Genomic DNA, 25,219 nt, shown 5'->3' with positions numbered 1-25,219 from the left:
ATCCGCCGGCCTGCCCGCCGTCACGAAGGAACCGAGCCCGCATGAGACCTGAGTCCTCCGTCCTCGCCACCCCGCGCGCCGACGTCCACACCGAGACCGTCGAAGGCTTCGGAACCGTCCGCTTCACTCCCGTCCACCCCCCGACGGACTCCGCCGTCCTGCACGCCTGGGTCGTCGAGGAACGCGCCGAATTCTGGGGCATGAACGGCGCCGGCCGGGAGCTGGTGCAAGAGATCTACGAGGACGTGGACCGCCGGGACACCCATCACGCGTACATGGTCCGGCTGGACGACGAGCCCGTGGCGCTCTTCCAGACCTACCAGCCGGAGGAGGACCGGGTCAGCGAGTGCTACGAGGTGCGGGAGGGCGACATCGGCGTCCACCTCATGCTGGCGCCGATCACCGGCAGCCCCCGACCCGGCTTCAGCCGTACCCTCATCGACTCGCTCATCCGCTTCGTCTTCCGCGACCCGGCCGTCCTGCGCGCGGTGGGCGAGCCCGACGCGCGCAACGAGAAGGCCATCGCCCTGCTGGGCCGCATCGGTTTCGTCCGACAGGGCGAGATCACCCTGCCCGAGATCGACCTGCCGGAGATCCACCTCCCCGAGAAGCGGGCGGTACTCGCGTTCCTCGACCGCCCCGAATGGCTCGCCACGGCGGACAGTCGCCCTCTCCGGGACTAGGCCGTTTCGGTCGGGGTCGGTGTCCGCGCGGACCAGGCGGGCGGGCGTAACTCTCCGGCAGGTGCATCCGCTCCGGAGGGTGCGGCCGTCGCCTCGGTCGCAGGCACAGTGGGTCCCCCCGGTTGCCGACACCCCCGTGGTCGGCAACGTCCGGGGGACCTGTGGGTCGGGCTGCGTTTGAGCGTGTCTTGGCATCCCGCTGGATGCCGTACGCGCCGCCCAGTGGCCGGCCCGGCGTCAGCGGCGGTCGGATCCGCCGCCCTCCTCCCGACGCCTGCGGCGGTTGCGGCCGAGAGCCCCCGCCAAACCGATCAAGCCCCCTGAGAGCGCGCCGGCCACGAGGATGCGCAGCATGTCTTCCATCGGGTACTCCTCCTGTGGGCCAGGTTCACCGTTGCCCGGTCCGCCCTCGACCGCGGATCGAAGCGCTCTTCTTCTCGGGGCGGAGGCGTCCCCCCGGCTCGGGTGCCTGATCGACTACGAACGGAGACGCTATCGACGCGCACACGGCCTGGCTTGGACGAATTTGACCTCACCCCTCACAGGGCGAGCGCTCCCTCCGCCACGCGGGCGGCGGCCATCCGGCCGGGAGTGGTCGCGGCCAGGGCGCGGAACTCACGGTTGAGGTGCGCCTGGTCGTAGAAGCCGCATGCGGCGGTCACTTCGGTCAGGTTCGCGCCCTCGCGGGTGAGCAGCGCCGCGGCCCGGTGGAAGCGCAGCACGCGGGCGGACATCTTGGGCGTGAGGCCTACCTGTTCGGTGAACCGGCGGATCAAGTGGCCCTGACTCCAGCCCACTTCGGCCGCGATGCGGCCGACCGCAATCGCCCCGCCGGAGCGGGACAGCAGCTGCCACGCGTGGCCCACCTCGGGCGCGGGGTCAGGGCCGCGCTCGATCCGGTCCGACAAAGCGATGTCCAGCAGGTCGAACCGGGCTCCCCAGTCGGCGGTGGCCGCCAGTTGCTCCGCCAGCACTCCGGCCTCGGGCCCGAGGACGTCGCACAGCTCGACGACTCTGTTGGTCAACTCGCTCATCGGCAGGGCGAACAGCCGGTAGGCGCCCAACGGGGTCAGCTCAAGCCGGATCGCCTCCTGGCCACCGGGGTGGTCACACACACGGGGTCCGTCCTCCAGGCCCGCGACCAGCGAGCCGGTCACCTGGCCGTGCGGGCTCCGGCCGTCTCCCGCGTCTCCCACGTCTCCCAGTCGGCGCACCTGGGTGAACGGCTCCCCCAGGTTGATCACCACGACCGCTCGGCCCGTGGGGACCAACCGCACGCGGTAGGGCGTGGCGGCCGCCTCCCAGTAACCGGCATAGCTGTGCACGAAGGGGCGCAAGTACGGAGGCCACGGGCGGGTCACCCGCCACCGAGCACCCACCCGGGTCATCTCGACCGCCCGACCGGCCGTGCCTGTGCCGCCGCCCACCCGCATGTCCCTGCCCCTCCCACGGCGACGGGTAGCCGGCCGTGGCGCCGCGCCCGGTGATCTACTGGCATCGAACCCGAGGAAGGAAGACCCACAATGCCGACCAAGACGTTACAGATTCCCACCGCGGACGGCCAGGCCGACGCTTTCGCCGCATTCCCCGACGGTGGCGGGCGCCACCCGGGAGTGCTGCTGTACATGGACGCCTTCGGCGTGCGGCCCGTGCTGGAGGAGAGGGCCCGCGAACTGGCCGGGCACGGGTACTACGTACTCGTCCCCAACGTCTACTACCGGCACGGCCCCATGCCGGTCGTCGAACTGCCCGAGCGCATCACAGCAGAGATCCGGCCCGCGGTCTTCGGCCGACTGATGCCCTTGATCGAGGCGCACACCACCGAACGCGCCCTGCGCGACGCCGACGCCTACGTCAGGTTCCTCGCCGCCCGGCCCGAGGTCAGCCAGGGGCCGGTCGCGGCGATCGGCTACTGCATGGGCGCCGTGCTGGCGATGCGCACGGCAATCGCCCACCCCGAAAAGGTGGCCGCCGTGGCCGGATTCCACCCCGCCCCCATGGTCAAGGACGGGCCCGACAGCCCGCACCTCCTCGTCGCCGCGCTCAACGCCGAAGTCCACCTCGGGCTCGCCGAGGGCGACATGACGCCGGAGGAGATCAGCGAGCTGAGCCGGGCGCTGGACGCCGCGGGCGTCGACCACACCTGCGAGATCTACGCCGGCACCGTCCACGGCTTCACGATGTCCGACACCGACGCCTTCAACCCCTCGGCGCTGCAGCGCCACTGGGCACGCCTGCTCCCCCTCCTGGACCGCACGCTGACCGGCAGCTGAGTTTTTCCGGCCCGGGAGGGGGAGGAGCACAGCCGGACTAAGGCTGCGGGGGGCGGTCCTGGGGCTTGTCGCTTCCCAGCTCCTCGTTGATCTTCCGCTGGGCCATGTCGACCTGACTCTGGTATTTGTTGCCGGTTTTCGCATCGACTGCGTCGCCGGCCTTTTCAACCCCTTGCCGGGTTGTGTCCTCATGGCCCTTGAGCAGGCCCTTGAGCTTGTCAAGCATCGACATCACGGCCTCCTTGGAGATGCTGGCGCATCCAGCATCCCGACATCCGCCGGGATCCGCATCCCGAGCCCGATCCGGCCGTCCGGCCGGGGGTCAGGCGAGGGTGACCTGCATGCGGCCGTCGGCACGGACTTTTCGGGGGCCTCGGCGAACAGGTCGTACGGACGTCCGTCCGGCGTCAGGACCCGGGACGGGTGCTCGCGGGCGGTCGCGGCGTTCCGCCACAGGAGGGTGGCGGGGGCGGTGTGCCGAAGGCGCCGCCCAGGCAGTCGTCGAGGGCGTCCGGGCAGCCGCCGAAGTAGCCGCCCGGGCCGTTCACCGCCTCGCCGATTGCCGGGTAGAGGCCCGGGACGTCGGTGACGTGGCGGCCGTCGAGTGACCTGGCGGCCGTCGAGCTCGTACGGGAGCCCCGGCGGCCGGCCCTCGTGAGCGCTGAGGAACGCCCTCTCCCGGACGCGGTCCAGCCAGGCCCAGCGCTGCCGGGTGTCGAGTGCGGCCCAGGTGCCGGTCGCCTCGGCGGTCCGCCGAGCCGACGCTCCCAGGGCGGCCGCGCCTGTTCCGGGAGGGGCGCGGAGAGTTCGCCTTACAGTTCCAGGTCGAGCAGATCCGCGCCGGCGGCGGACGGGCGCCAGGTGCTGACCGTGACCCGCAGGTTCAGTTCGGCACACGGTTCGCCCCGGTCGTCCCGCACCGACAGGACGGCTTCCCCCAGGTCCCGCGACCGCCGGGTGGCGGTCCGCAGCGCCCGCCGCGGTTCGTCCCCCGGGCGAGCCTCCGCAGGATGAGCGGGGGTTCCGCCCGCTCGGGCGCGAGGATGCGGGTGAACTCACGGCAGGTGCCCAGCCACCGGCGCTCGTCGTGCAACCGGACCGGACCGCGGTGTCCCCCGGGCGGACCGTCCTGGTCGTCCAGCGCCGTGAGTACGAGCGCCGTCAGGCTCGTCGGCGCACGCGCAAGGCCCCGCCCGGTCATCTCGGGCGGGGCCTTGCGCCGAGCGGATCTCAGCTGTGCCGCAGCTCGGCCCAGGTGCGGGCATCCACCACACCGGTGGCCGGAAGGCCGCGCGCCCCCTGGAAGAACACCGTCGCCGACCTGGCGTCCTGGCCGAAGACGCCCTCGGGCTCCTCCTCGGTCATCTGCAGGCCGGTCCAGAACCCCAGCAGGCACTGGGCCTCCTTCACCGTGTTGCCGGTGCTGCCGGCCTGGACGGTGGGCGGAGGGTTCCTGTTGTCGAAGCCGCAGGACAGTCCCTGGACGTCCGGTCCGTCGGCCGCTGCGGCGATGCCGGTCGTGAGAGTCGTCGCGCCGGCCACGAGGGAGGCGACGAGCGCGGCCGTAGCCGCTTTGCGCACAAGTAACTTCATGCCCCTGACACTAATGATCACAGTGATCCGCGCGAAACGGATTTTCCGCCGTCCTGGCGCCATGGCCGCGCCCGGCGGCGTAGCGGCGGGGGCGGCTGTCTCCGGAGCGGCGGTACTGCTGATCACGGCCGTGACGGGGTGCTCGGGAGGGCAGAGGAGTTCCGTGGCTTCCCTTCCCCCGTACGTGCCTCAGAGTCGAGGTGCGTGGAACGGAAGTAGACCAGCCGGCGGGCACCTTCGGCGTCCCGAGATCGTCACGGCCTCTCCGCGGGCCCGGCCGATCCTGCAGCCCGCTCCCGCAGCAGCCGTTTGTCCGGCTTGCCCCGGTCGGTCAGCGGAAGGGCCTCCTCCCAGAAGACGGTGGTCGGCCGGTGGGCCGGAGCCAGCGCCTCGGCCACCAGCCGGCAGGCCTCGGCGGCCGCCGCGCTCGTAGGAGGGTGACCCGGCGCGGGCACGAGGAAGGCGCACACTTCCTCGCCGGTGTGATCACTGGCCCTGCCCACCACCGCGGCCTCGGCCACCGCGGGGTGCCGGGTCAGCGCCGCCTCGACCGGACCGCAGTAGATGTTCACACCGTCCACCATCACCACGTCCTTCACGCGGTCGTCGAGGTAGAGGTACCCGTCAGCGTCGAAGTGGCCGAGGTCCCCGGTCCTGAGCCACCCGCCCCGCATCACCTCGGCCGTCAGGTCGGGCCGGTTCCAGTAGCCGGCCATCACCATCGCGGACCGCACCCACACCTCCCCGGTACGTCCCCGCTCCGACTCCGCCCCGGTCTGATCGCGCACCTGCACGTCCACTCCGGGCGCGGGGCGGCCGACGGACGCCAGGAGGTACGGCCGGTCGGTCACCCCCGCGTCGTGATCGGCCGGCGACAGCCTGCAGATCACGCCGGCTTCGTTCATCCCGTAGCCCTGCCGCCACCTCGGCCGCGCTCCCCAGCGCATCAGCGCCTGCCGCAGCCGCTCCGGATGGACGGGAGAGTTGCCGTACGACACCTGGACCAGACCCGGTACGCCGTCGGCGGTCGCCGGGTCGTCCAGCAGCCGGTACACCATCGAGGGCGTCAGGTACGTGGACACGGGCGCCAGGCGCCGACAGGTGGCGGCGAACTCCCCCGCGTCGAAGCGGCCGAGGATCTCCACCCGGCCCCCCTCGCGCAGGTGCTCCAGGCACCGGCCCCCGGAGCGCTGCGCGAGCGAGGTGACCGACAGGTAGACCGACTCGCGAGGCCCGCCGCCGTGGCCTCCACGGTGCTCGCCTTCCTGGTCTCGCTTGCCTTCCTGGTCTCCCTCGCCGCTCTTGCCCCGCGTATCGGTCCGGCCCGCCATCGCGGCGAAGGTGGAGGCCACCCCCTTGGGCCTGCCCGTCGTACCGCTGGTGTACGTCACACGCGCCACGTCGTCCTCGCGTGCCTGCACGGGCGCCGGCCGCCCTTCCCGGGCGCGGGCCAACTCCGTCAACTCCGTCAGCCCGATGCGCGGAACCCCTGTGTCCGGCACCGGGGTGTCGTTCACCACCAGAACGGGTGCGCAGTCGCGCAGCATGAAGTCCAGGCCGTGTGTGGCCGGGCCGACGACCACCTGGGTCAGCCGCGCGCCCAGCACGTGCGCGGCCAGCCGCACCAGCAGCGCCTCGGGCCGGTTGCCGTCCATGACGCACGCCAGACCCGCTCCGCGCCGCACTCCCAGTTCCCCGAGGACCTCGGCCAGCCGGTACGTATCGGCCAGGACCTCGGAGAACCCCATGACGACGGGCCCGGCCCCGATCGCGGGCCGCCCCGCGTGCTGCTCGAACGCGCCGATCAGGTCCACGACATACCGCGCCCTGCCCATCGCCCCACCGCCTCCACGCCCTTGCCGCATCCCGATGCCCGACGCCCGACGCCCGACGTCCCGGCCAGTCTCCCCTCTGGCCGTAGCCCATGTCACCGACTCACCGTACGGCGCGCGGCACGCCCAGGGCCGCGCCGAGGCGGCCGTACGTGGGCGCGAGGCGCCGCAGGACCGCGGCGGCCTCCGCGTCAGCACCGGCGACCAGCAGGAACTGCAACTCGCCCACCATCTCGGCCTGTTCCGTCGCGATGGCCGCGGCTTCGGCCAGACCCAACGCGGCCAGGCAGGTCCCCGCGTCGCTCAGTCGGCGGGCGCCGACGCGTACGCCGAACACCGTGAGCAGGTTCCGGATGCCGGGCTCCAGGCCGCGGGACACCCGGGCGGCCAGCTCCTCCACCGCCGCAGCGCCACCCAGGGAGCCGGGCGGCACCGGGAGGTCGTCACGGCCGGCCAGCCACCGCACCGCCCCCGGCAGCGACCGCCGCAGCGCCTCCGCCCCGTCGACCCGGCGCTCGCGCACGAAGCCGGTGCGCAGCACGTACGGCGCCTCGGTGTACGAGACCGACTCGGCCTCCCACGCTGCGAGGAACGCCCCGGTGGGCAGGGTGGCGTACGGGTGCCCGTGCGGATCGTGGAGCCGGATCCGCTCCTCGTCGGCGGACAGGACCACGACGTAGTGGTCGCCGCCGTCCGCGCTCGGGGTACCCGGCTGGTACAGCAACAGGCCCATGTCCACGGGTCCGACGAGTACCGGGCCCCGCCCGCAGGCAGCCCTCAGCCGCGCCAGCGCCTCGCCGGGCGTTCCCCCGTCGCTGCGCTCGCACCGCCACCCCAGGAGCCCGATCGCGGAATCGAGCCCGATCTCCGGATGCCAGCCGTAGGGGTCGAACAACGGCAGCGCGCCCGCGATGAACTGCATGCCGAACGGCGAGCCCGTCAGCGTCTCGATCACGGCGGGCGCAGGCGCCTCCGGTCCGAGCACCATCGCGAGAGAGTTGGTGTAGCAGTACGGGCCGGAGCCCACGTAGTCGAGCACGACGCATCCCTTCATCGAACGTGGGGACCACGACACCGCCTCACACCGTGTGAGGGTCAAGCCTTCCCGGCCCGGCTGCGCACGCGGCCGTTCGGGGTGCCGGGTGGGCGAGCCGCCTGGTTTCCGCCCGTCCCGTGGGATCCGCTGGGCGCGCCCGTGCCGTCGCGGGGGCGAAGGGAGCGGGGCGTGGTGCGTGTGCGGGGCGTGGTGCGTGTGCTGATGGGCGTGCTCGGGGCCGCCCTCGTGTGGTTTCCGCAGGGGCGGGCTGACCAGCAAGATCCACCTGGCCTGCGGCGGGGCGGGCCGGCCCCTCGCGTCCATCCCGACCGGCGGGAACACCAACGACTGCACCCCGTTCACCACCGTGATGGACGCGATACGGGTGCCCCGGACCGGGCGGGTCGGCCACGCGCCCGGCCCGACAGCTCGAAGGCCATCCGTACTCGGCTGCGGCGCCATGGCATCACGCACACGATTCCGGAACGGTCCGAAAGCGCCGCAACGTGGTGGAACGGTGATTCAACCGGCTCAAGCAGTGGCGCGCCATCGCGACCAGCCACGACAAGACCGCCCAGTCCTACGAAGCAGCCGTCACCTTCGCGTCGCTCCTGAATGCGCGCGTGGCACTCGGACGACAGCGACAGCCCCTAGTGCGGGGTCCAGTTGAATTTGCCGCCCCCGACCCACCGGACCTCGTCCAGGTCGTCGAGGTCGTGGATCGGGATGCCCGCCTCCGCGGCGACCAGCAGCACGTCCGTCATCGACATCGCCCTGCCGACGAACTCTCCGTCGACCTCGACGATGCGAAAGGGCGGGGTGCCGGGCTGGACGCCGAGTACGGTGATCCGCGCCGGGGAGAGATGAGGTGTCGATCCTTCGGTCATGCGGAAACGGTTCCATGCCGGGACGCTCGGCGCGCGCGGCGACACGTTCAGGGGGCCGATCGGCTTCCCGTACGGCCGCCGTGGCACCGTTCGGCACCGACGCGACCCGGAGGCTCTGCTCGTGCTGACGACCACGGCCAGGTCGCGCTTGAGCTAGGCGAAGGCCTCCGGATCCGCTGTACCCGAGGTGTCCTGGAGGGGCCCGAGTGGCTGACCGACGTCCCCGCACTCGCCCGCGTCTGCGCGCGAGTGCTCGACGAGGGTCGTGGACTGCGCGTACGGCGCACTGACGCGGTGGCGATCTCCCGGGCCCGGTTGCCCCTCCTCCACGGCACCGGACAGACTCACCCCAGAGCGAAACCCCGGGCAACTCGCCCCGCTGGTCCGGGACTTCGGCGATACCTACACCCGCGTACCCGCCGACACCGCCGACCGGCCGAACCACTGATTGCGGCGCCTGCCGAATTTTCCGTCAATCGCCTCAATGAGTGGCTTTCCCGGAGCCGACCGGCGTGCTCAAGCCGCGCCCCGCGCCCGCTCTGTATCCCTTGAACGTCACGTGCGGCGAGGGAAGGCTGGGGCGATGGTCGGGCGAAGGGAATTCCTCGTGGCCGGAGCCATGGGGGGTGCGGTCACGCTTTCGCGGGGTGTTCTGGGAACACCGGCCCGCGCATCGGACGGCCACGGCCACGGGAACGCAGCCGCCGTGGTGCCGAAAACCCCTCCGCTGGCGAAGTACGTCGACCCGCTGCCCACGCCGCTGACGGCCGTCCCGGATCCGTCCGTCTATCCGGGCGCCGACTACTACGAGATCACGATGCGCCAGGGCTCGTGGCGCTTCCACCGCGATCTCGGGCCGGCGACCGTGTGGGGCTACTGGGCCGCGAACCCGCACGACCGCCGGCAGGCCATCGGCATGGGGTACCTCGGGCCGACCATCAGCGTGAACAAGGACCGCCCGACGGTCGTCAAGTACCGCAACAAGCTGCCGACCACCCATCTGTTCCAGTTCGTGATCGACGGCATCCGCAACGGAAACCCCCAGCTCACCCCGATCCCGCCGCCGCCCTACAAGCCCCACATGCCTTTCCCCCCGAATGTCAACGTGTGGAACGTCGTGCACCAGCACGGCGGTTTCACGGCGCCGCAGTCCGACGGAATGCCGCTGCATTCGTTCAGCCCCGACGGTGTCCACGCCGAGGCCTACACCACCCTGGACCCGAAGCGGGTCAAGCCCAACGAAGCGATCTGCGCCTACACCAACCACGAAAATCCGAGCATGCTCTGGTATCACGACCACGGCATGGGGATGACCAGCGTCAACGTCTATGCGGGCCTTGCCGGTCTCTACCTCATCCGTGACCCGGCGGACGAGCGGTTCGGGCTGCCGCAAGGCGAATTCGAAGTACCCCTCATCCTCCAGGACCGGACGTTCAACGCGGACGGCTCGCTCGCCTACACCATGACCCTGCAGCAAGGCGAGGACACCCCGGTCGTCAACGGGAAGGCGTACCCCTTCCTGACCGTGGAGCCGCGCCGTTACCGGCTGCGCATTCTCAACGCTTCGAACGAGCGCTTCTGGCGGCTGAACTTCACCCTTCCCGTGGACGTCCTGCCCCAGCCCACCCTGCCGTTCTGGCTGATCGGCACCGACGGCGGCTTCCGCGCCCCGCTGCGGATGCTGAACTTCCTGATCGGGCCGGCCGAGCGGTACGACCTGATCGTCGACTTCAGCAAGGTGCCCATGGGCACGGACGTCACGTTGACGAACTACAACGCGCCGGTCCACTTCCCGGGCGGCGACGGACCGGAAATCTCGGGAATCATGCGGTTCAAGGTCACCAAACCCCTGTCCGGGGACGGGGACAGGACGACCCCGCCCAAGGAACTCGGACTACCGGCCGTCGAAGCCATCAGGCCGAAGCCGCACACGCGCCGGCGGGAATGGGTGCTGTACCAGCACAAGCTCTTCGGCACCATGACGTTCAACGCGGTGCCGTTCATGGAACCGTCGCAGGACTTCATCAAGGCGGGCTCGACCGAGATCTGGGAGTACATCAACCCCAACCACGACGCCCACCCGATGCACGTCCACCTCGTGAACTTCCAGGTGCTGAACAGGCAGCCGATCGACGCCGCCGGGTACCAGGAGCAGTACGAGAGGTGGATCGACGGCGGCCGCAAGCCGCAGGACAGGCCGGTGTTGGCGAACTACCTCACCGGACCGCCGATTCCGCCGGACCCGGACGAGGCACAGTCCAACAAGGACACGGTCAAGTCCTATCCGGAGACGGTGACCAGGATCATCATCCGGGAATTCGACCCGCCGACGGACACGATCGCGTCGATCCCGGGAAGCGGCACCGAATTCCCCGCGGAGTACGTCCACCACTGCCACATTCTCGAACACGAGGACGACGACCTGATGCGCCCCTGGACGATCGTCCGGGACTGACCGACGGATGGGCGGCGCCCGGCCGGCGCGATCTGCGCCGGCCGGGCGCCCATCAGATCCTGCCCTTGGGGCAGTGCCGCTCCATGAAGGCGAGGAACGCCTGGGCCCTCGCCGCCATCCCCCGCGCCGCTTGCACCTGACTGGATGTCAACTTGAGAGCGATGCCGATACGTTCGGCATTCCAGCCCATGCGGAACAGGCTGTACACCACGGCGGGCCGAAGGGCCTGGACCACTTCCGGATCCTCCCCCGACACCACCGCCCGGGCCAGCTCCACACCCTGTTCCATCCGCGCCAGCTGCACCCTCATCCGGCGCCGCTCCAGCGGTGTGGTGCCGCCCCAGATGCCGTCGCTCTCGTCCGAACGGACGGCAATCGCAAGGCACTCCTCGCGGACGGGGCAGCCGGCGCACAATTCCTTGGCGGCCGTTATCTGAGGTTCGCTCAACGGCACGCCGTACGCCGGGAAGAACAGGGCCGGATCGGCGTTCCGGCAGGCCGGTGCGGACAGGCCGGGCAGGACCGGCGGGGCGCTCGCCTCGATTGCGCTCCGACCGCGCTGGACGACAACCGGAAGTACCACAGTGAATCCCCTATCGGTTCGATCGCGCCAGGGAAGCTCCCTACAGAGGAAACGTCGGATGTCCGGCAGGAGTTCAGAGCACTCTCCTTCGTGGCCGACGGCACCCGCTCCACTACCGGGTGTCGACGGCCGGGGGCGCGGCGTCCGGATCGGGCCCGCAACAGGATCGGGAAGCGAGGGTGACGGCAACGGAGACCGCCGCCAGGGCGGCGATCGCGGCGCCGGGAGCGAGGTACGTGGCGACGCCGCCACCGATGGCGGCTCCAATGCCCTGCCACGTCATCCGGCCGGCGGACTCGACGCCCTGGACCTGGCCGCGGACCGGGTCGGGGGTCAGCGCGAGGAGCTGCTCCTGAAGCGGCAGGGTCGCGGCGAACCCGGCGCCGGAAACGAACACACCCGCCAGCAATACCAGCATCGGCGGGTGGAAGGCGAACAGCAGGTACGGGGCGGCGAGCAGCAGCCGCAGGGCGAACGCGCAGCGGTACCGCTGCGCCGCGGTGAGCAGTCGCCCGACCGCCAGGTCTCCGAGGAGCATGCCGGCCGATCCGGCGGCCAGGAGCGCGCCCGCGTGCTCGGGCGCGTACGAGAGGAACAGAGCCTCACAGCCGACGACCAGGCCGTTGGGCACCCACAGGTTCAGCAGGAGTGTCCGCTCGCGCTTGCGGGAGAAGAGCGCGATGTTCGTCGTCCAGGTCTGACGCAGCCCGGGTCGGCGGGCCAGCCGGATGGACCGTTCCCTGATCGTCGCGGCCACTACGCCCAGGCCGAGTCCGGTCAGGACGCCGGCGATGACGAAGACCTCCTGCGGGCTGAGGTGGCGCAGCAGTACGGCGCCGACGGCGTAGCCGAGGATGGCCATGCCGCCGGAGGTGACGTTCATCAGTGAACGTGCCAGTGCGTAGGTGGACGTCGGCACGATTTCGGCGAGCAGCCCCATCCGCGTGCCGGTGCCCAGGGATTGGAAGAAGCCCAGCGCCAGGAGAAGAGCGAACCGGGCGGCGAGCGGCAACCCCGGGACCGCTTGCGCGGCAACGCCCACCAGCGAGGCGCCCTGGAGGGTGACCAGGGTCCGGCGGGGGCGGTTCCCGTCGGCGACCGACATGAGCGTCAGGGCGCCGAGCACCGTCGCGAAGGTGGCGCCGTACATGCTCACGGCCGTCAGGAACGGCGACCCGGTCTGGTGATCGACCAGCGTGCCGAGCGCGAAACCCGACAGGGTGCTCGCGGCGACGGTCAGCGTGAAGCCGGCGTACAGGCCGGCGAACTCGCGGTTGCGGAGCAGGGAGCGGTAGCCGGTGGCGGACGGAATGGTGGGCGGGGTGGCGGGTTCGGCAGGGGAAGAAGGCATGAAAAAAGCCTCCGGACACACCCGCTGGGGTGCCGAAGGCGAACGCGATCATTCTAGCAGGCGGCGCCCGGGCGGAGGCGGGGTCCGGAGATTGACATCCACCGGCTCGCGAATTACCTTCACCATTACTTAAGGACATCAATCATCTACATCCTTAAGGATCCTCTCCACCCGGGCAGCACCATCGGACGAAGGGCCCCCACATGAACCCCGCCCAGCACGGAGCGGCCGTCGCCACCGAGGCCGCCGGATTCGTCGCCACGGTCAAGGCGGCGGACCTCTCCACCCCGGTGCCGACCTGCCCCGGCTGGACCCTCGAGGACCTCACCCGGCACGTCGGCAGCGTGCACCGCTGGTTCACCGAGCTGCTCCGTCGGCGCATCCAGCAGCCGCCGACGAGCCGCGAGGTGGACCTGCACCTGCCGGAGGACCGCGACGGCCTCCCGGACTGGCTGGCCGCGAGCGCCGCGGAGGCCGCCGGGATGTTCGCCGCCACGGACCTGGACGCGCCGATGTGGGCCTGGGGCGTCGACCAGCACGCCCGGTTCTGGGTCCGGCGCATGCTCTTCGAGACCCTCGTCCACCGGGTCGACGCGGAACTCGCACTCGGGATCGCACCGCACGTCGACCGCGCGCTGGCGGTGGACGGCATCGACGAGTTCCTCACCAACCTGCCGTTCGCGTCGCCGTTCGCGCCGCTGACCGCCCAACTGCGCGCCGCCGACCGGACCATTCGCTTCAGCTGTACCGACGGCGACGGCGACTGGCTGGTCGAACTGCGCCCGGACGGCTTCGCGCTCATCGCCGACGAGTCCGGGGCCCGTACGGCGGACGCCACCGTACGAGGAGCGGCCGCGGACCTGCTCCTGCTCCTCTACGGCCGCCTGGACCGCCAGAGTGACGCCTTCCGCCTGCTCGGCGACCAGGACCTGCTCACCCACTGGTTCACCCACTCGGCCTTCTAGCATCCGCGAAGAGGGCGGGCCGTTGCGTCGCGCGCGGTCGGGCTCGGACCGCGCACGACGGTCCCCGGCCGTAGGGGGAGGGCCTCGCCTCGGCGGCCGCCGAGGCGAGACGGGGCCGGGCGCACTCCTCCCCGGAGGCGGGCAAGCGATTTCCTCCGGCTCGCGGCCGAACCCGCCGGTTCCAGCCAAACCTCCCTTCCCGGAACCCCCGGAACGCAGCCGACGCCCGGAACGATCAGCTGTCAGGGCGGACCCGACGGCGCCGGCAGGTCGGCCAGATCCGGCTGCTCCGTCCCCCGCACTGCGCTGTACTCACTCCCTCCAGTTCCCCGGACAGCTGAACGGCGCCTCCCCCGACCCCCGACCTCGGGCGGAGGGCTGCGCCGCCATGCCCCGCACCGGGTGAACCGGGTTCCCTCACAGCCGAGGCGGAGGAGCCGCAGCATGATCCGCACGATCCGGAAGAAGGACGTCGCCGCGAAGGCGACGGACGCCGAGAAGACGAAGGCCGCCGCCCTGCCCGCGCCGCCGGAGTTCACGTTCACGTGGGGGCAGCACAACAAGGCCATGGAGCGGCTGTCGCTCGGGCAGATGGCCCGCCGTGTGCCCGCCGCCCTCGTGCAGACCGCACAGCTGGCCTGGGCGGTGAACCGCACCGCGTTCCTGTGGCTCGTATGCGCCCAGCTCCTCGGCGGGGTGTGCACGGCCGCCGCCCTCACCGCCGTGTCCCGCGCCATGGGTCCGCTCCTGGCCGGTGGCGGCGCCGAACAGCGGATCGCCGGCGCCACCTGGCCCCTGGCCGCCGCGGCGGCCATGACGGCCGTGGGGGCGCTGGCCTCCATCGCCTCCGGAAGCGCCGCCCGGCGCCTGAACCCCGGCATGTCCACGATCGCCGACCTGGCCATGGTCGACGCCCACATGGACGTCGAGCTGGCCGCCTACGACGCGCCCGACTTCACCGAGCGCTCCGAGGCGGCCGAAACCGGATCTGCCCGCTCCGCCATGCTGCTCCAGGACGCGCTCGGCTTCACCGGCGGGCTGATCGACATGGTCGCCGTGGCATCCGTGCTGTCTCTGGTCCACCCGCTGCTCCTGCCGCTCCTGCTGCTGTCGGTGGTCCCCCGGGGTCTCGGCTCGGTCTTCGCCGCGCGCCTCGACTACCGCCTCCACAACGAGACGGTCGCCTCGCGCAACATCCGCCACATGATGCGCTGGCACCTCACCACCCCCAAGCTGGCCGACGAGCTCCGGGGCAACAGCATGAGGACGTACGCACACCACTGGTACGCGGCCGTCTGTGAACGGATCGACTCCAAGATGGTCGGCTCCGCCCCGCGCTACCTCGCCGTCTACCTCACCGCGGCCGCCGTGTCCGGCCTGTTCATCGTTCTGACCTGGATGTCCCTCGGCGCCCTGGTGATCGGCGGCTACATGGCCGTCGGCGCGGCCGGCACCGCGATCGTCGCCATGCGCACGTCCACGGCTGCCCTGTCCCAGCTCGTCGTCTACGGGGCGGCGATGTTCCAGCACGCCCTCTACCTCGGGGACTACGCCGCCTTCATCGCGCAGTCGGCCGAGCAGTCCGCACCGCGCGGGGCGCAGGTGCTGGAGGCCCCGCAGAAGATCCGGCTGGAGGGTGCTTCGTACACGTACCCGGGCAAGGACACCCCGGCACTCGGGCCGGTCGACCTCACCGTGAACCGCGGGGAGGTCATCGCCCTCGTCGGGGAGAACGGCGCCGGCAAGTCGACCTTCATCCGGCTCCTGACGGCGCTGACGACCCCGACGGCCGGGAGCGTGTCCTGGGACGGCGTGCCGACCGCCGACGCCGACCAGCGTTCGGCGTGGACCCACGTCGGACTCGTCACCCAGTCGTACGGGTACTGGCCCTTCTCGACCCGCGAGAACATCACCCTCGGCCAGCCCGACGCGCGGGGTGAGGACGCCGTCTGGGAGGCTCTGGCCTCCGTCGGCATGAGGGAGGCCGTGGAGGCGTTCCCCGACGGTCTGGACACGCTGCTGGCCCGCTCCCTGTACGGCGGCCACGAGCCCTCCGGCGGCCAGTGGCAGCGGCTCGCCTGCGGCCGGGCCTTCCACCGGCGGCCCGCGCTCCTCGTCATGGACGAGCCGACCTCGGCGATGGATCCGCGCGGGGAGCACATGGTCTTCTCCGGGCTGCGGGACATGAAGGACGACCGGATCACGGTGATCGTCACGCACCGGATGGAGAACTGCCGCCTCGCCGACCGGATCATCGTCCTCGATGCCGGCCGGATCACGGAGCAGGGCACGTACGAGGAACTGGTCCGTCTGGACGGCTCGTTCGCCGAGCTCGTACGCCTCTCGCAGGACCGGTAGGCCGCACGGGCGACGGCAGTGGCCGGCTCGCGGCGCGCGGGTACGCCGCCACCGGGCCGCAGGCCGTCGCCCTCGCCGGGCCCGCCGCCGACATCGCCTTCAGCCGTCGGGGGCGATCAGCGCCCGCGCCTCGCGGCGGGCCTGTGCCAGCCAGGCCGTGCGCTCCTGCGCCGTGGAGCCGGTGACGGTCCGGAACACCGTACGGCGGACGTCGGTCACCCCCACGTACGGCAGGACGCAGGCGGACCACACCCGCCCCAGCGGATCCCCGAACTCTCCGGCCTCGCGCTCCCCGGGGGTGTCGGAGGTGTTCAGCACCAGCGCCCGGCCGGCCCGCAGCAGGCCCGCCGGCTCGCCGTCCGCCTGCCCGAGCTTGTACGCCACGCCCGGCACCAGCACCCGCTGCACCCAGCCGGCCAGCACGGCCGGCGGCATGCCCCACCAGTTGGGGTGGACGAAGACGAGCGCGTCGAGCGTCGCCACTTCGGCACGGTGCCGCGCCACCACCGGGTCCGTCGACGCCGCCGCGACGTCGACCGTCCCGGTCTCGTCGGCGGTCAGCACCGGGGGGAAACCCTGCGCGCACAGGTCGTGCGCGCAGACCTCGCACCCCGCCGCCGCCAGGGTGTGCGTCACCTCCTCGAACAGTGCGTGGTTGAAACTCCCCGCCCGGGGGTGCGCCAGGTAGACCCCGACCTTCACGTCCGTCAACTCCCTTGATGCCCAAGGAGATCCGTCGCGGATCACTGGCGCAACCGTACCGGGGCGTCGGCAGGCGGTCGGCGCCGGCGGTCGCACACCTTCTGACCAGGCGTTCCTCTTGATCAAGTCGCCCGTTCGGGCGAGGCACCGCTAGCATCGGAGCCGTTCGAGCCACGTGGGGGAATCCGTTCCAGACGGGAGTCCGACCTGATGGCCACACCACGTCGTATCGCTCGCATCCTCGCCACCGGCGCCCTGTCCGCAGCCCTGCTGACCGGCGGAGGGCTCGCGGCCACGGCCGCGGCCACGTCCGCCGCCGCGGCGACGCCGGCTCCATCGCCTTCCGGGGAGCTCAGCCTCACGGCCACGCCGACCGAGGTGAAGGCCGGCGAGAAGGTCACGTTCACCGGCCGCACCAAGGGCCTGCCGATCGGCACGAAGGTGGTCCTGCAGCACAAGAACGGCTCCAAGTGGACCACCCTCCACGCCAACACCCTGGTCAAGCAGGGCTCCAGCTTCTCCTTCGACAACACCTTCAAGAACAAGGGCAAGGAGGAGCTGCGCGTGACGGCCGGCAACTGGTCCTCACCCTCCACGACCGTCATCATCCACTGACGGCCCCACCGAAGGGCCAGGCCCACGCTCCTTCGCGCTCCCCTCCATATGGCGCAACGGTCGTTGAGCAGCACTGACCATGATCAATAGCCTGCCTCCCGACGCGTGACATCGCGTCTGTCGGAGGGAAGGCGAACGATCCCCAGTGAAGCTCCCGATGTTGAAGCGCGCGGCCTGGCCCGCCGTGGCGACCGCCCTGATGACGCTGCTCGGCACCACCTCGGTCGGTGCGGCCGACGCATGGCGGAAGGTGGGCGACGACGCCCGCAGCGGTGTCAGCGGCATCGCGTTCGAAGACCGCACCGCGGACGGAACCGGGGTGCACGCCCTGGTCGTGCACGACAACGCGCCGACCGGGCAGCAGCGCCTGTCCCGGGTCACCCACGGGGAGGGCTCCGACAGCACCTCCCCGATCACCTGGGACGGGCCGGAGCCTTCCGACCTGGAGGCGATCGAAGCCATCCCCCGGATGCCCTCCGAGTACCTGGCGCTGGCCAGTCGCGGCATCGTCTACCGTCTGAAGGTCGTCGGCAGCACGGCGACGGTCGTCGACTACGCGCCGCTGCCGGCGATCGGGGAGGGCGACGACTTCGAGGGCTTCGCGCTCGTGTCCCAGAACGGGAACCTCGCCGCCCTGTGGGCCGATCGCGGAGCGGGTGCGGATCGTCCTGCCACGCTCTACGCGGCGCCGCTCTCGTTCGCGCCCTGGGGGCAGCCGCAGTTCGGCAGCGTGACCCGTCGCGTCTACCGGGCGGCGTATCCGAACGACACCGCGACGCGGCACATCTCCGACATCTCGGTGACCGACTCCGGTCGGATCATCGTGAGTTCGGCGGCGGGCGCGGGCGATGACGGACCGTTCGACTCGGCGGTGAGCGAGGCGGGCCGGGTGACCGTGTCGGCGACCGGCCGGGTACGGGTCTCGCTCGCGGCGTCCCCCACGGTGCTCGGGACCTTCCCGCAGTACAAGATCGAGGGGGTGGAGTGCCTGGCGGGCTCCGGCGACGCCCTTCTCGCCACCGACGACGAGAACCTCGGCGGGTACGTACGGACCATGCCGTTCTGCGGGGCCTGACCACCGGTCGGGTACCCGGGTGAGGGGCACGCCCGGTTCGCCCCGGAGAGCCGGCGGGGCGAACCGGAACGCCGTGCCCCGGACCGGCTCGCCGCGCGACCGGCGCGGCCCGGGCCTACGCTGGTGATTGCTGTCCGTGCCCTGGGCGACGGGAGGGCGTTCCGTGAAGCCAACCCACATCCGGCTGCGCCGGGCCTGCGTGGCTGCCGCCGCCGCAGGCGTGCTCGTCGGACCGGCCGCCGCGGTCTGCGCCGCACACGGGGCGGCAACCGCCCCGGCGGTGTCCGCCCCCTCCCCCACTCCCGTCACCCCCACCCCTGACACCGGCGCGGGCTTCCCGCGGCTCACGCCAGCCGTCGCGGCGCGACTGGACGCGGCGGTGCGTCAGGTCATGCGCGAGACGAAGGTGCCGGGTGTGACCGTGGGACTGTGGGCCCCCGGCAAGGGGAGCTACGTGAAGACGTTCGGCGTGGCCGACAAGGCGACGCGCGCGCCCATGGCGACCGACCTCCACGTACGCATAGGCAGTGAGACCAAGACGTTCACGGTCACCGCCCTCCTCCAGCTGGTCGACCAGAAGAAGATCGGCCTCGACGAGCCCATCGGCAAGTACGTCAAGGGCGTTCCGAACGGGGACCGCATCACCCTGCGCCAACTGGCCGGCATGCGCAGCGGGCTCTTCAACTACAGCCTGGACGGGGACTTCATCAAGAAGCTCCAGGCCGATCCGGAACAGAACTTCACACCCCGGCAGTTGCTCGACTACGCGTTCAAGCACCCCGTGCAGTTCCCGCCGGGCGCACGGTTCGACTACTCCAACACCAACCTGATCCTGCTCGGCCTGGTGGTGGAGAAGGTCACCGGTCGGCCGCTCCACGAGGTCATCACGGAGAAGGTCCTGGCACCGGCCGGACTCCGCCACACGGTCTTCCCCACGAGTGCGGCCCTCCCGGATCCGTACGCGCACGGCTACACCGATCAGACGGCCTCGGGCAAGATCGAGGACTCCACCCACTGGAACCCCTCGTGGGCCTGGGCAGCCGGAGCGATGGTCTCCGACCTGCAGGACCTGCGCAGCTGGGCCCGCACCCTCGCCACCGGCGGGCTGCTGACGCCCGCGACCCAGGCCGAGCGGCTGAAGACCACCCCGATGGACCTTCCCGGCGACGGCTACGGGCTGGGCATCTTCAACGTCCAGGGTTGGATCGGTCACAACGGTTCGATTCCCGGGTACGAGGTCCTGCCGGTCTACCTTCCGCAGGCCCAGGCGACCATGGTCATCCTCCTCAACACCGACGACCAATACGAGAACCAGGAGCCCAGCACGCTCTTCGGCCAGGCGGTCACCTCCATCGTGACCCCCGACCACGTGTACCCCGGCCACGAACCGCCCGCTCCCGGAACCCGCTGACCGCACCCGGCGCACGGCTCGCTCGCGCGCGTGCCCGGGTGCGGCGGGCGTCAGCTCCGGCCGGCGTCGAGGGCGCTGTCCGGGATCATCCAGGAGCCGTGGATGCCGGCGGTGACGCGGCGCGGCAGGTGGACGGCGGCGATCCGGTCGAGGCCCGAGGCGTCGAGGACCAGCAGCCGGGAGGCGTTCTGCTTCAGGTCAGAGACGACGGTGAGCAGGTAGCCGTCGTCCTCGCGGGTGCCGCCGGCGGCAGGTACGAAGACGGCCTCACCGGGCAGCCGGGCATCGCCGACCTCGTGGACCTGGCGGCTCCCCCTGGCACGGTCGTACTTCACCACTCACGGCCGCGGTGCCCGGCAGGTCGAACCGCCCGGTGTCCGCAGCGGGCGCCGGGGTACGAGGGCCGCCACTGCGGCCAGGACGACGGACGCCCCGACGGCGACGGCGTGGAAGATCCAGGACCAGCCCCAGGCCTGTGTGAGGACGCCGCCCAGGAGGACCCCGGCCGCGCCGCCGGCTCCGGCCACCGCGCCCCACACCCCCAGTGCCCTGCCGGCCCGGGGCCGGGCGGAAACAGGTCCATCGTCAGCGCGAGCGCGGCCGGGGCGATCGCGGCTGCGCCGAGGCCCTGTACGGCGCGAGCGGCAATGAGAGCGGTGGAGGTGGTCGCGAGGCCGGCAGCCAAGGACGCGGCCGCGAAGAGCCCGAGGCCGGCGAGCAGGACGCGACGACGGCCCAGGAGGTCCGCCGCGCGGCCGCCCGCCAACAGCAGTGCGCCGAACGCGAGACCGTAGGCGTTGACCACCCACGTGGTGCCGCTGTCGGACAGGCCGACGCCGGACCGGATCTGGGGCAGGGCCACGTTCACGATCGAGGTGGCGAGCATCCGCCCGCTCGCCGCCGGCTCCCGGTTCGGACGCGCTGGTCTCGGCGCGCTAACTGCCCCGCCAGTGGCTCACCTTGGCCCGCTTCCTATCATCTGTTGGATCCCGGGCTGCCGATGGGGACGGTGCGTCGCCGCCGGCAGTGGGAGTGAACACGAGGAAAGGCAACAGGACTTGGGATTCACCGCTAAGTATCGAATACCTCTGGTCGCCGCGTGTGCCGTGGTGGCCGCCGCGGGCGGTCTGCTGGCCCCCACCGCCTTCGGCACCGAGGACACCGGCGCCGTGGCCTCCGCCGGCGCCGATCCGTCCGCCGCACCCGAGGAAGCGGCGCTGCCGCAGGGGGAGGCGCCCGAGGCGGCGGACGGCGACGCCGCCGTCTCCGCCGACGATCACACCCCCTTCAGCAACGGGGTCATGAGCATCGGCGGCGGCCGCACGGCTGCCGCCCCCCGGACAGCCGCGGCCGCCGCGGCCACTCCCCCGCAGGGCGAGGGATGGAAGCTGTCGGGGGCCACCAAGTGGCTGGCCACCGGCTACACGATCAAGTTCTACGACCAGAAGTCCGCCGACTGGCTGGCCCCGTACGCCAAGGCGACGGCGGCCGACCTCCAGCGCATCACGAACCTCCCCGTCACCGTCGACACCCACCCCGTGGGCTGGGACTACGCCCGGCCGCGGGGCGAGGTGGTCATGGGCGTGGCGCACCGGCCCTGCGTGCCGCCGGCGGGCGAGGGCAGCATGGGCAGCACCGGGTGGAAGGTGGTCCGCGACGGGTCCGGCACCGCGAACCTGAGCTGCGGCTTCACCGCCTCCTCCCTCGCGGACACGGTGACCAGCGGCCACGCCTACATCGACGACGAGTTCTTCACCACGGCCGGCAAGCCCACCGCGGCCATGGGCGAGGCCATCATGCGCAACCACGTCAGCCACGAGATCGGGCACACGCTGGGCCTGACCCACGCGAACCGCAGCCTCACCAAGGGCGACTGCGTCAAGGGCACCGACTCGGGCGAGTTCCCCGTCATGTGCACGCCGACGTACGCGTACAAGGACAAGCGGGCGGGCACGTACGTCCAGCAGTTCGACGTGCAGGGGCTCCGCCTCCTCGCGGCCGGCGCCGGTGCGACGCTCTCCCCTCAGGGCAAGGTCTCCGGTCTCGGCGGCAAGTGCCTCGACGTCAAGGGAGGCAAGGCGGAGAACGGCACCCAGATCCAGCTGTACACGTGCAACGGCTCCGTCGCGCAGTCCTGGATCCTGGGGAAGGACGGTACGTTCCGCGCACTCGGAAAGTGCCTCGACAACTCGCGGAACCTGGGCACCGACGGCAACAAGATCTCGCTCTACGACTGCAACGGCACCGCCGCCCAGCGGTGGTCGGTCAACGCCAAGGGCCAGATCGTGCACACCGCCTCGGGCAAGGTCCTCGATGTCACCGGCGGCTCGACCGCCAACGGCACCGTGGTCCAGCTCTACACGGCGAACACCAACAAGCGGCAGGTCTGGGTGACCCCCAAGTAGCCCGTACGCAGAGGTGAGCCGGCGGGTACGCGCGCGCGTCGAACGGCGCGTACCCGCCGCGCTCGGCGTCACTGGGAGGGGGAGAGGTTGCGGAAGGGGGAGTACCCACCCCTTGCCACTCTTAACTTATAGCGCACAGGGGGGCTTGCGGCAAGGCCCCCGTGCTACCGCAGAATCGCTCCTCGTAGCCAGAAGCAGCGGATTAGGAGATGCACGGGGTGCCTGTGTTGACAACGAAGACCACCAGCGCGTTCGACCTCCCCGACCACCTCTCCCCCAAGGCCGACCCAGCCCTGATCGCCCGCGACGAGCAGCATTTCGCGGCCCTCGCCCACAGCCTGGAGCAGGCCGTCGCCGAGCTGTCCGACAGCCTCGACGAGCTGCGCAGGGCGCCGGGCGGCCTGGGCCGGGAGGCGATGGAACGGGACAGCGAGATCCACCGGCTGACCTCCCGGCTGCGCGCCCTGCGCCGCTTCGGACTGGACCTGTGCCTCGGCCGCATCGTCGGCGCGGACGACCCCGAGCCCGTCTACATCGGACGGCTCGGCCTCACCGACGGCGCCGGGCGCCGGCTCCTGATCGACTGGCGCTCCCCCGCCGCCGAACCGTTCTTCGCCGCGACCCACGCCGACCCGATGGGGTTGGCGAGCCGCCGCAGGTACCGCTGGACCGGCGGCCGGATCGGCGACTACTGGGACGAGGTGTTCACGGCCGACGGGTTCGAAGGGCACGCCGCGCTCGACGACCAGTCCGCCTTCATCGCCAGCCTGGGCAGCACCCGTTCGCCCCGGATGCGGGACGTGCTCGGGACCATCCAGGCCGACCAGGACGCCATCATCCGCGCGGGTTCCCGCGGCGCCCTCGTCGTCGACGGCGGTCCGGGAACGGGCAAGACCGTCGTGGCCCTGCACCGCACCGCCCACCTCCTCTACTCCGACCCGCGCCTGGGACACCGTCGCGGCGGCGTCCTGTTCGTCGGTCCGCACCAGCCGTACCTGAACTACGTCGCCGACGTCCTCCCCAGCCTCGGCGAGGAGGGCGTACAGACCTGCACCGTGCGCGACCTGCTCCCCGAGGGAGCGGGAGCCCGGGTCGAGACCGACCCCGACGTGGCGCTCCTGAAGTCGACCGCGGACATGGTGAAGGCGATCGAGAAGGCCGTCAGGATCTACGAGGAGCCGCCCACCGAAGGCATGACGGTGTCCACCCCCTGGGCCGAGCTGTGGCTGAGCCCCGCCGACTGGACCGAGGCGTTCGAAGAGGCGGCCGGCGTCCCGCACAACGAGGCGCGCGAGCAGATCTGGGACGGGCTGCTCACGATCCTGATGGACAAGCTCGACGACGATGACGACGAGGTCTCGCCCGACCGGCTCCGGAGGGCGCTGCTGCACGACGAGGAGCTGGTCACGACCCTCAACCGCGCGTGGCCGCTGCTCGATGCGGCCGACCTCGTCGGAGACCTGTGGTCGGTGCCCGCCTACCTGCGGCTGTGCGCCCCCTGGCTCGACCGCGAGGACGTACGGAAGCTGCAGCGCGCGGACGCGCAGGCCTGGACAGTGTCCGACCTGCCGCTCCTCGACGCGGCGCGGCAGCGGCTGGGCGACCCGGAGGCGGCCCGGCGCAAGCACCGGTACGACGCGGCCGTCGCCGCCGAACGCGAACGCATGGCCGGCGTCATCGACGACATCCTCGCGGCCGCCGACTTCAACTCGGCCGGCGACGACAGCGAGGGCGCGGTGAGGATGCTGCGCGGCCGGGACCTCCAGGACAGTCTGGTCGACGAGAGCGCCCTGCCGAGCGCCGACCCGGACCGGCTCGCCGGTCCGTTCGCACACATCGTCGTGGACGAGGCCCAGGAACTGACCGACGCGGAGTGGCAGATGCTGCTGCTGCGCTGCCCGTCCCGGAGCTTCACGATCGTCGGTGACCGGGCGCAGGCCAGGCACGGGTTCACGGAGTCGTGGCGGGAGCGGCTGGAGCGGGTCGGGCTCGACCGGATCGAGGTGGCCTCCCTGAGCATCAACTACCGCACGCCGGAAGAGGTCATGGCAGAGGCGGAGCCGGTCATCCGGGCCGTACTGCCCGATGCCAACGTGCCGACTTCCATCCGCGGCAGCGGTATTCCCGTCGTGCACGGATCCGTCGCGGATCTGGACTCCGTCCTCGACACGTGGCTCGCCGCGAATGCCGACGGGACCGCCTGCGTCATCGGCGATCCCTCCTTCCGGGCGACGTCCCGCGTCCGGTCGCTGACCCCGGGGCTGTCGAAGGGCCTGGAGTTCGACCTGGTCGTCCTCGTCGACCCGGAGGCGTTCGGCGAGGGCGTCGAGGGAGCGGTCGACCGCTATGTGGCGATGACCCGGGCGACCCGGCGGCTCGTCGTCCTCACGAGTTCCTGAGGCCCGCGGGCGGCCCCGCCGTGCGCTGCGGGACGGGGGCCGCCGGGGGTGCTGCCCGCGTCGCGCCCGGTACGTCAGCAGGTGCCCGGCGGGCGCAGCATGAAGACGTCGACCGTGTCCTCGGCCACCGCGGTGAAGCCGTGCCGCTCGTACAGCCGTTGGGCGGCGCTGCCCTGCAGGACGTTCAGGCGCACGGGCACGCCTTCACGGTCGGTGCGCCGCAGCAGAGAGCGCAGGACGGCCGATCCGAGGCCTCGGCCGTGCAGGCCCGGTGCGAGATAGAAGTGCTCCAGCCACCAGCCTTCCTCGGCCGGGCGCAGGGTGACGCTGCCCGCGGAGGCCCCCTCGGCCACGATGACCGACGTGTACTGCGGGGAGAAGGAATCCCGCAGCCGCTGCCGGACCCGGTGTTCGTCGAACCGGCCCAGCCGCTCCAGGTCCGGGCGCATCACGATCGCCCTCAGCTCGACGATCGTCTCGACGTCCGCCGGTCCGGCGGAACGCAGGGACCATTGCACGGGACGGCCCGACCGCGCCTGCGGCACCTGCCGGACCGGCCGTATCCCGTCCGCCTTCGTACTCGCGTTCATGGCGGC

23 protein-coding genes and 2 pseudogenes are annotated in these 25,219 nt (G+C 71.6%); 11 read left to right on the top strand and 14 right to left on the bottom strand.

Annotated features, from left to right (window positions below):
* The first annotated feature begins 41 nt into the window (after positions 1 to 41).
* Positions 42 to 683, top strand: a complete 642-nt coding sequence (locus tag ACIBAD_RS32165) for a GNAT family N-acetyltransferase (RefSeq protein WP_134067848.1) — start codon at positions 42 to 44, stop codon at positions 681 to 683.
* Between the two features lie 237 nt (positions 684 to 920).
* Here the strand turns inward: ACIBAD_RS32165 and ACIBAD_RS32160 are convergent, their stop codons facing one another.
* The gene (locus tag ACIBAD_RS32160; protein ID WP_398910242.1) at positions 921 to 1,046 is read right to left on the bottom strand and encodes a hypothetical protein; all 126 of its coding nucleotides are present in this window, start codon (positions 1,044 to 1,046) and stop codon (positions 921 to 923) included.
* Positions 1,047 to 1,222: 176 nt separating this feature from the next.
* Positions 1,223 to 2,020 carry a helix-turn-helix domain-containing protein gene (locus ACIBAD_RS32155; protein WP_398910240.1) on the bottom strand — a complete coding sequence of 266 codons (798 nt, stop codon included), beginning with the start codon at positions 2,018 to 2,020 and terminating at the stop codon, positions 1,223 to 1,225.
* A 186-nt stretch (positions 2,021 to 2,206) separates the two neighbouring features.
* On the opposite strand from ACIBAD_RS32155, the gene ACIBAD_RS32150 reads away from it, so the two are divergent.
* Positions 2,207 to 2,956: a dienelactone hydrolase family protein gene (locus tag ACIBAD_RS32150; protein WP_134067850.1), complete on the top strand. Its 750-nt coding sequence runs from the start codon at positions 2,207 to 2,209 to the stop codon at positions 2,954 to 2,956.
* A 37-nt stretch (positions 2,957 to 2,993) separates the two neighbouring features.
* Here ACIBAD_RS32150 and ACIBAD_RS32145 read toward each other — a convergent pair whose 3' ends face one another.
* The 4 genes from ACIBAD_RS32145 to ACIBAD_RS32130 form a co-directional block, all read right to left on the bottom strand.
* Positions 2,994 to 3,188 (bottom strand): antitoxin, encoded by a 195-nt coding sequence (locus ACIBAD_RS32145; protein ID WP_398910238.1) that lies wholly within the window; start codon positions 3,186 to 3,188, stop codon positions 2,994 to 2,996.
* A 998-nt stretch (positions 3,189 to 4,186) separates the two neighbouring features.
* Entirely contained in the window at positions 4,187 to 4,549 is a 363-nt protein-coding gene (locus tag ACIBAD_RS32140) for a peptidoglycan-binding domain-containing protein (RefSeq protein WP_166681921.1), read from the bottom strand.
* A gap of 254 nt (positions 4,550 to 4,803) precedes the next feature.
* Positions 4,804 to 6,384 (bottom strand): AMP-binding protein, encoded by a 1,581-nt coding sequence (locus ACIBAD_RS32135; protein WP_166681922.1) that lies wholly within the window; start codon positions 6,382 to 6,384, stop codon positions 4,804 to 4,806.
* A gap of 100 nt (positions 6,385 to 6,484) precedes the next feature.
* On the bottom strand, positions 6,485 to 7,420 hold the full coding sequence (locus ACIBAD_RS32130; protein WP_134067853.1) for a hypothetical protein: 936 nt from the start codon (positions 7,418 to 7,420) through the stop codon (positions 6,485 to 6,487).
* Between the two features lie 247 nt (positions 7,421 to 7,667).
* Here ACIBAD_RS32130 and ACIBAD_RS32125 point away from each other — a divergent pair.
* Positions 7,668 to 8,031: pseudogene (locus ACIBAD_RS32125) on the top strand (IS5/IS1182 family transposase); the annotation flags it as partial.
* 36 nt (positions 8,032 to 8,067) lie between these two features.
* On the opposite strand, the gene ACIBAD_RS32120 reads toward ACIBAD_RS32125, so the two are convergent.
* Positions 8,068 to 8,304 (bottom strand): hypothetical protein, encoded by a 237-nt coding sequence (locus tag ACIBAD_RS32120; RefSeq protein WP_134067854.1) that lies wholly within the window; start codon positions 8,302 to 8,304, stop codon positions 8,068 to 8,070.
* A 709-nt stretch (positions 8,305 to 9,013) separates the two neighbouring features.
* On the opposite strand from ACIBAD_RS32120, the gene ACIBAD_RS32115 reads away from it, so the two are divergent.
* The gene (locus ACIBAD_RS32115; protein WP_398910235.1) at positions 9,014 to 10,759 is read left to right on the top strand and encodes a multicopper oxidase family protein; all 1,746 of its coding nucleotides are present in this window, start codon (positions 9,014 to 9,016) and stop codon (positions 10,757 to 10,759) included.
* Positions 10,760 to 10,811: 52 nt separating this feature from the next.
* Here ACIBAD_RS32115 and ACIBAD_RS32110 read toward each other — a convergent pair whose 3' ends face one another.
* Together ACIBAD_RS32110 and ACIBAD_RS32105 are read right to left on the bottom strand one after the other, a co-directional pair.
* Positions 10,812 to 11,342: a WhiB family transcriptional regulator gene (locus ACIBAD_RS32110; RefSeq protein ID WP_398910233.1), complete on the bottom strand. Its 531-nt coding sequence runs from the start codon at positions 11,340 to 11,342 to the stop codon at positions 10,812 to 10,814.
* A gap of 112 nt (positions 11,343 to 11,454) precedes the next feature.
* Positions 11,455 to 12,693, bottom strand: coding sequence for an MFS transporter (locus ACIBAD_RS32105; protein WP_134067856.1), 1,239 nt, complete (start codon positions 12,691 to 12,693; stop codon positions 11,455 to 11,457).
* Between the two features lie 203 nt (positions 12,694 to 12,896).
* On the opposite strand from ACIBAD_RS32105, the gene ACIBAD_RS32100 reads away from it, so the two are divergent.
* Entirely contained in the window at positions 12,897 to 13,658 is a 762-nt protein-coding gene (locus ACIBAD_RS32100) for a maleylpyruvate isomerase family mycothiol-dependent enzyme (protein WP_134067857.1), read from the top strand.
* Between the two features lie 444 nt (positions 13,659 to 14,102).
* The gene (locus tag ACIBAD_RS32095; RefSeq protein WP_398910231.1) at positions 14,103 to 16,016 is read left to right on the top strand and encodes an ATP-binding cassette domain-containing protein; all 1,914 of its coding nucleotides are present in this window, start codon (positions 14,103 to 14,105) and stop codon (positions 16,014 to 16,016) included.
* Between the two features lie 99 nt (positions 16,017 to 16,115).
* On the opposite strand, the gene ACIBAD_RS32090 is transcribed toward ACIBAD_RS32095, so the two are convergent.
* The gene (locus ACIBAD_RS32090) at positions 16,116 to 16,718 is read right to left on the bottom strand and encodes an NAD(P)H-dependent oxidoreductase (RefSeq protein ID WP_134073987.1); all 603 of its coding nucleotides are present in this window, start codon (positions 16,716 to 16,718) and stop codon (positions 16,116 to 16,118) included.
* 210 nt (positions 16,719 to 16,928) lie between these two features.
* Between ACIBAD_RS32090 and ACIBAD_RS32085 the strand changes: the two genes are divergently transcribed.
* From ACIBAD_RS32085 to ACIBAD_RS32075, 3 genes are all read left to right on the top strand, one after another.
* Positions 16,929 to 17,333, top strand: coding sequence for a hypothetical protein (locus ACIBAD_RS32085; RefSeq protein ID WP_134067859.1), 405 nt, complete (start codon positions 16,929 to 16,931; stop codon positions 17,331 to 17,333).
* A 157-nt stretch (positions 17,334 to 17,490) separates the two neighbouring features.
* Complete coding sequence (locus ACIBAD_RS32080) at positions 17,491 to 18,408, top strand: hypothetical protein (protein ID WP_398910229.1); 918 nt, start codon at positions 17,491 to 17,493, stop codon at positions 18,406 to 18,408.
* 163 nt (positions 18,409 to 18,571) lie between these two features.
* On the top strand, positions 18,572 to 19,819 hold the full coding sequence (locus ACIBAD_RS32075) for a serine hydrolase domain-containing protein (RefSeq protein WP_398910227.1): 1,248 nt from the start codon (positions 18,572 to 18,574) through the stop codon (positions 19,817 to 19,819).
* A gap of 50 nt (positions 19,820 to 19,869) precedes the next feature.
* On the opposite strand, the gene ACIBAD_RS32070 is transcribed toward ACIBAD_RS32075, so the two are convergent.
* The 3 genes and pseudogenes from ACIBAD_RS32070 to ACIBAD_RS32060 all read right to left on the bottom strand — a co-directional run.
* Positions 19,870 to 20,154: a carotenoid oxygenase family protein gene (locus ACIBAD_RS32070; protein ID WP_398910225.1), complete on the bottom strand. Its 285-nt coding sequence runs from the start codon at positions 20,152 to 20,154 to the stop codon at positions 19,870 to 19,872.
* Positions 20,155 to 20,157: 3 nt separating this feature from the next.
* Entirely contained in the window at positions 20,158 to 20,346 is a 189-nt protein-coding gene (locus tag ACIBAD_RS32065) for a hypothetical protein (RefSeq protein WP_398910223.1), read from the bottom strand.
* A gap of 101 nt (positions 20,347 to 20,447) precedes the next feature.
* Positions 20,448 to 20,705: pseudogene (locus tag ACIBAD_RS32060) on the bottom strand (MFS transporter); the annotation flags it as partial.
* Between the two features lie 172 nt (positions 20,706 to 20,877).
* Here ACIBAD_RS32060 and ACIBAD_RS32055 point away from each other — a divergent pair.
* Positions 20,878 to 22,224, top strand: a complete 1,347-nt coding sequence (locus tag ACIBAD_RS32055) for a ricin-type beta-trefoil lectin domain protein (RefSeq protein WP_398910221.1) — start codon at positions 20,878 to 20,880, stop codon at positions 22,222 to 22,224.
* Positions 22,225 to 22,451: 227 nt separating this feature from the next.
* On the top strand, positions 22,452 to 24,623 hold the full coding sequence (gene helR, locus ACIBAD_RS32050) for an RNA polymerase recycling motor ATPase HelR (protein WP_398910260.1): 2,172 nt from the start codon (positions 22,452 to 22,454) through the stop codon (positions 24,621 to 24,623).
* Between the two features lie 74 nt (positions 24,624 to 24,697).
* Here the strand turns inward: helR and ACIBAD_RS32045 are convergent, their stop codons facing one another.
* A complete protein-coding gene (locus tag ACIBAD_RS32045; protein WP_398910219.1) occupies positions 24,698 to 25,213 on the bottom strand; it encodes a GNAT family N-acetyltransferase in 516 nt (171 codons plus the stop codon).
* Between the last annotated feature and the right edge of the window lie 6 nt (positions 25,214 to 25,219).

Source organism: Streptomyces sp. NPDC051109 (assembly GCF_044455885.1).
In the GTDB taxonomy this organism is placed as follows: Bacteria; Actinomycetota; Actinomycetes; order Streptomycetales; family Streptomycetaceae; genus Streptomyces.
The sequence above is the reverse complement of the archived record's forward strand: the minus strand, read 5'-3'. Positions and strand labels throughout refer to the sequence as shown.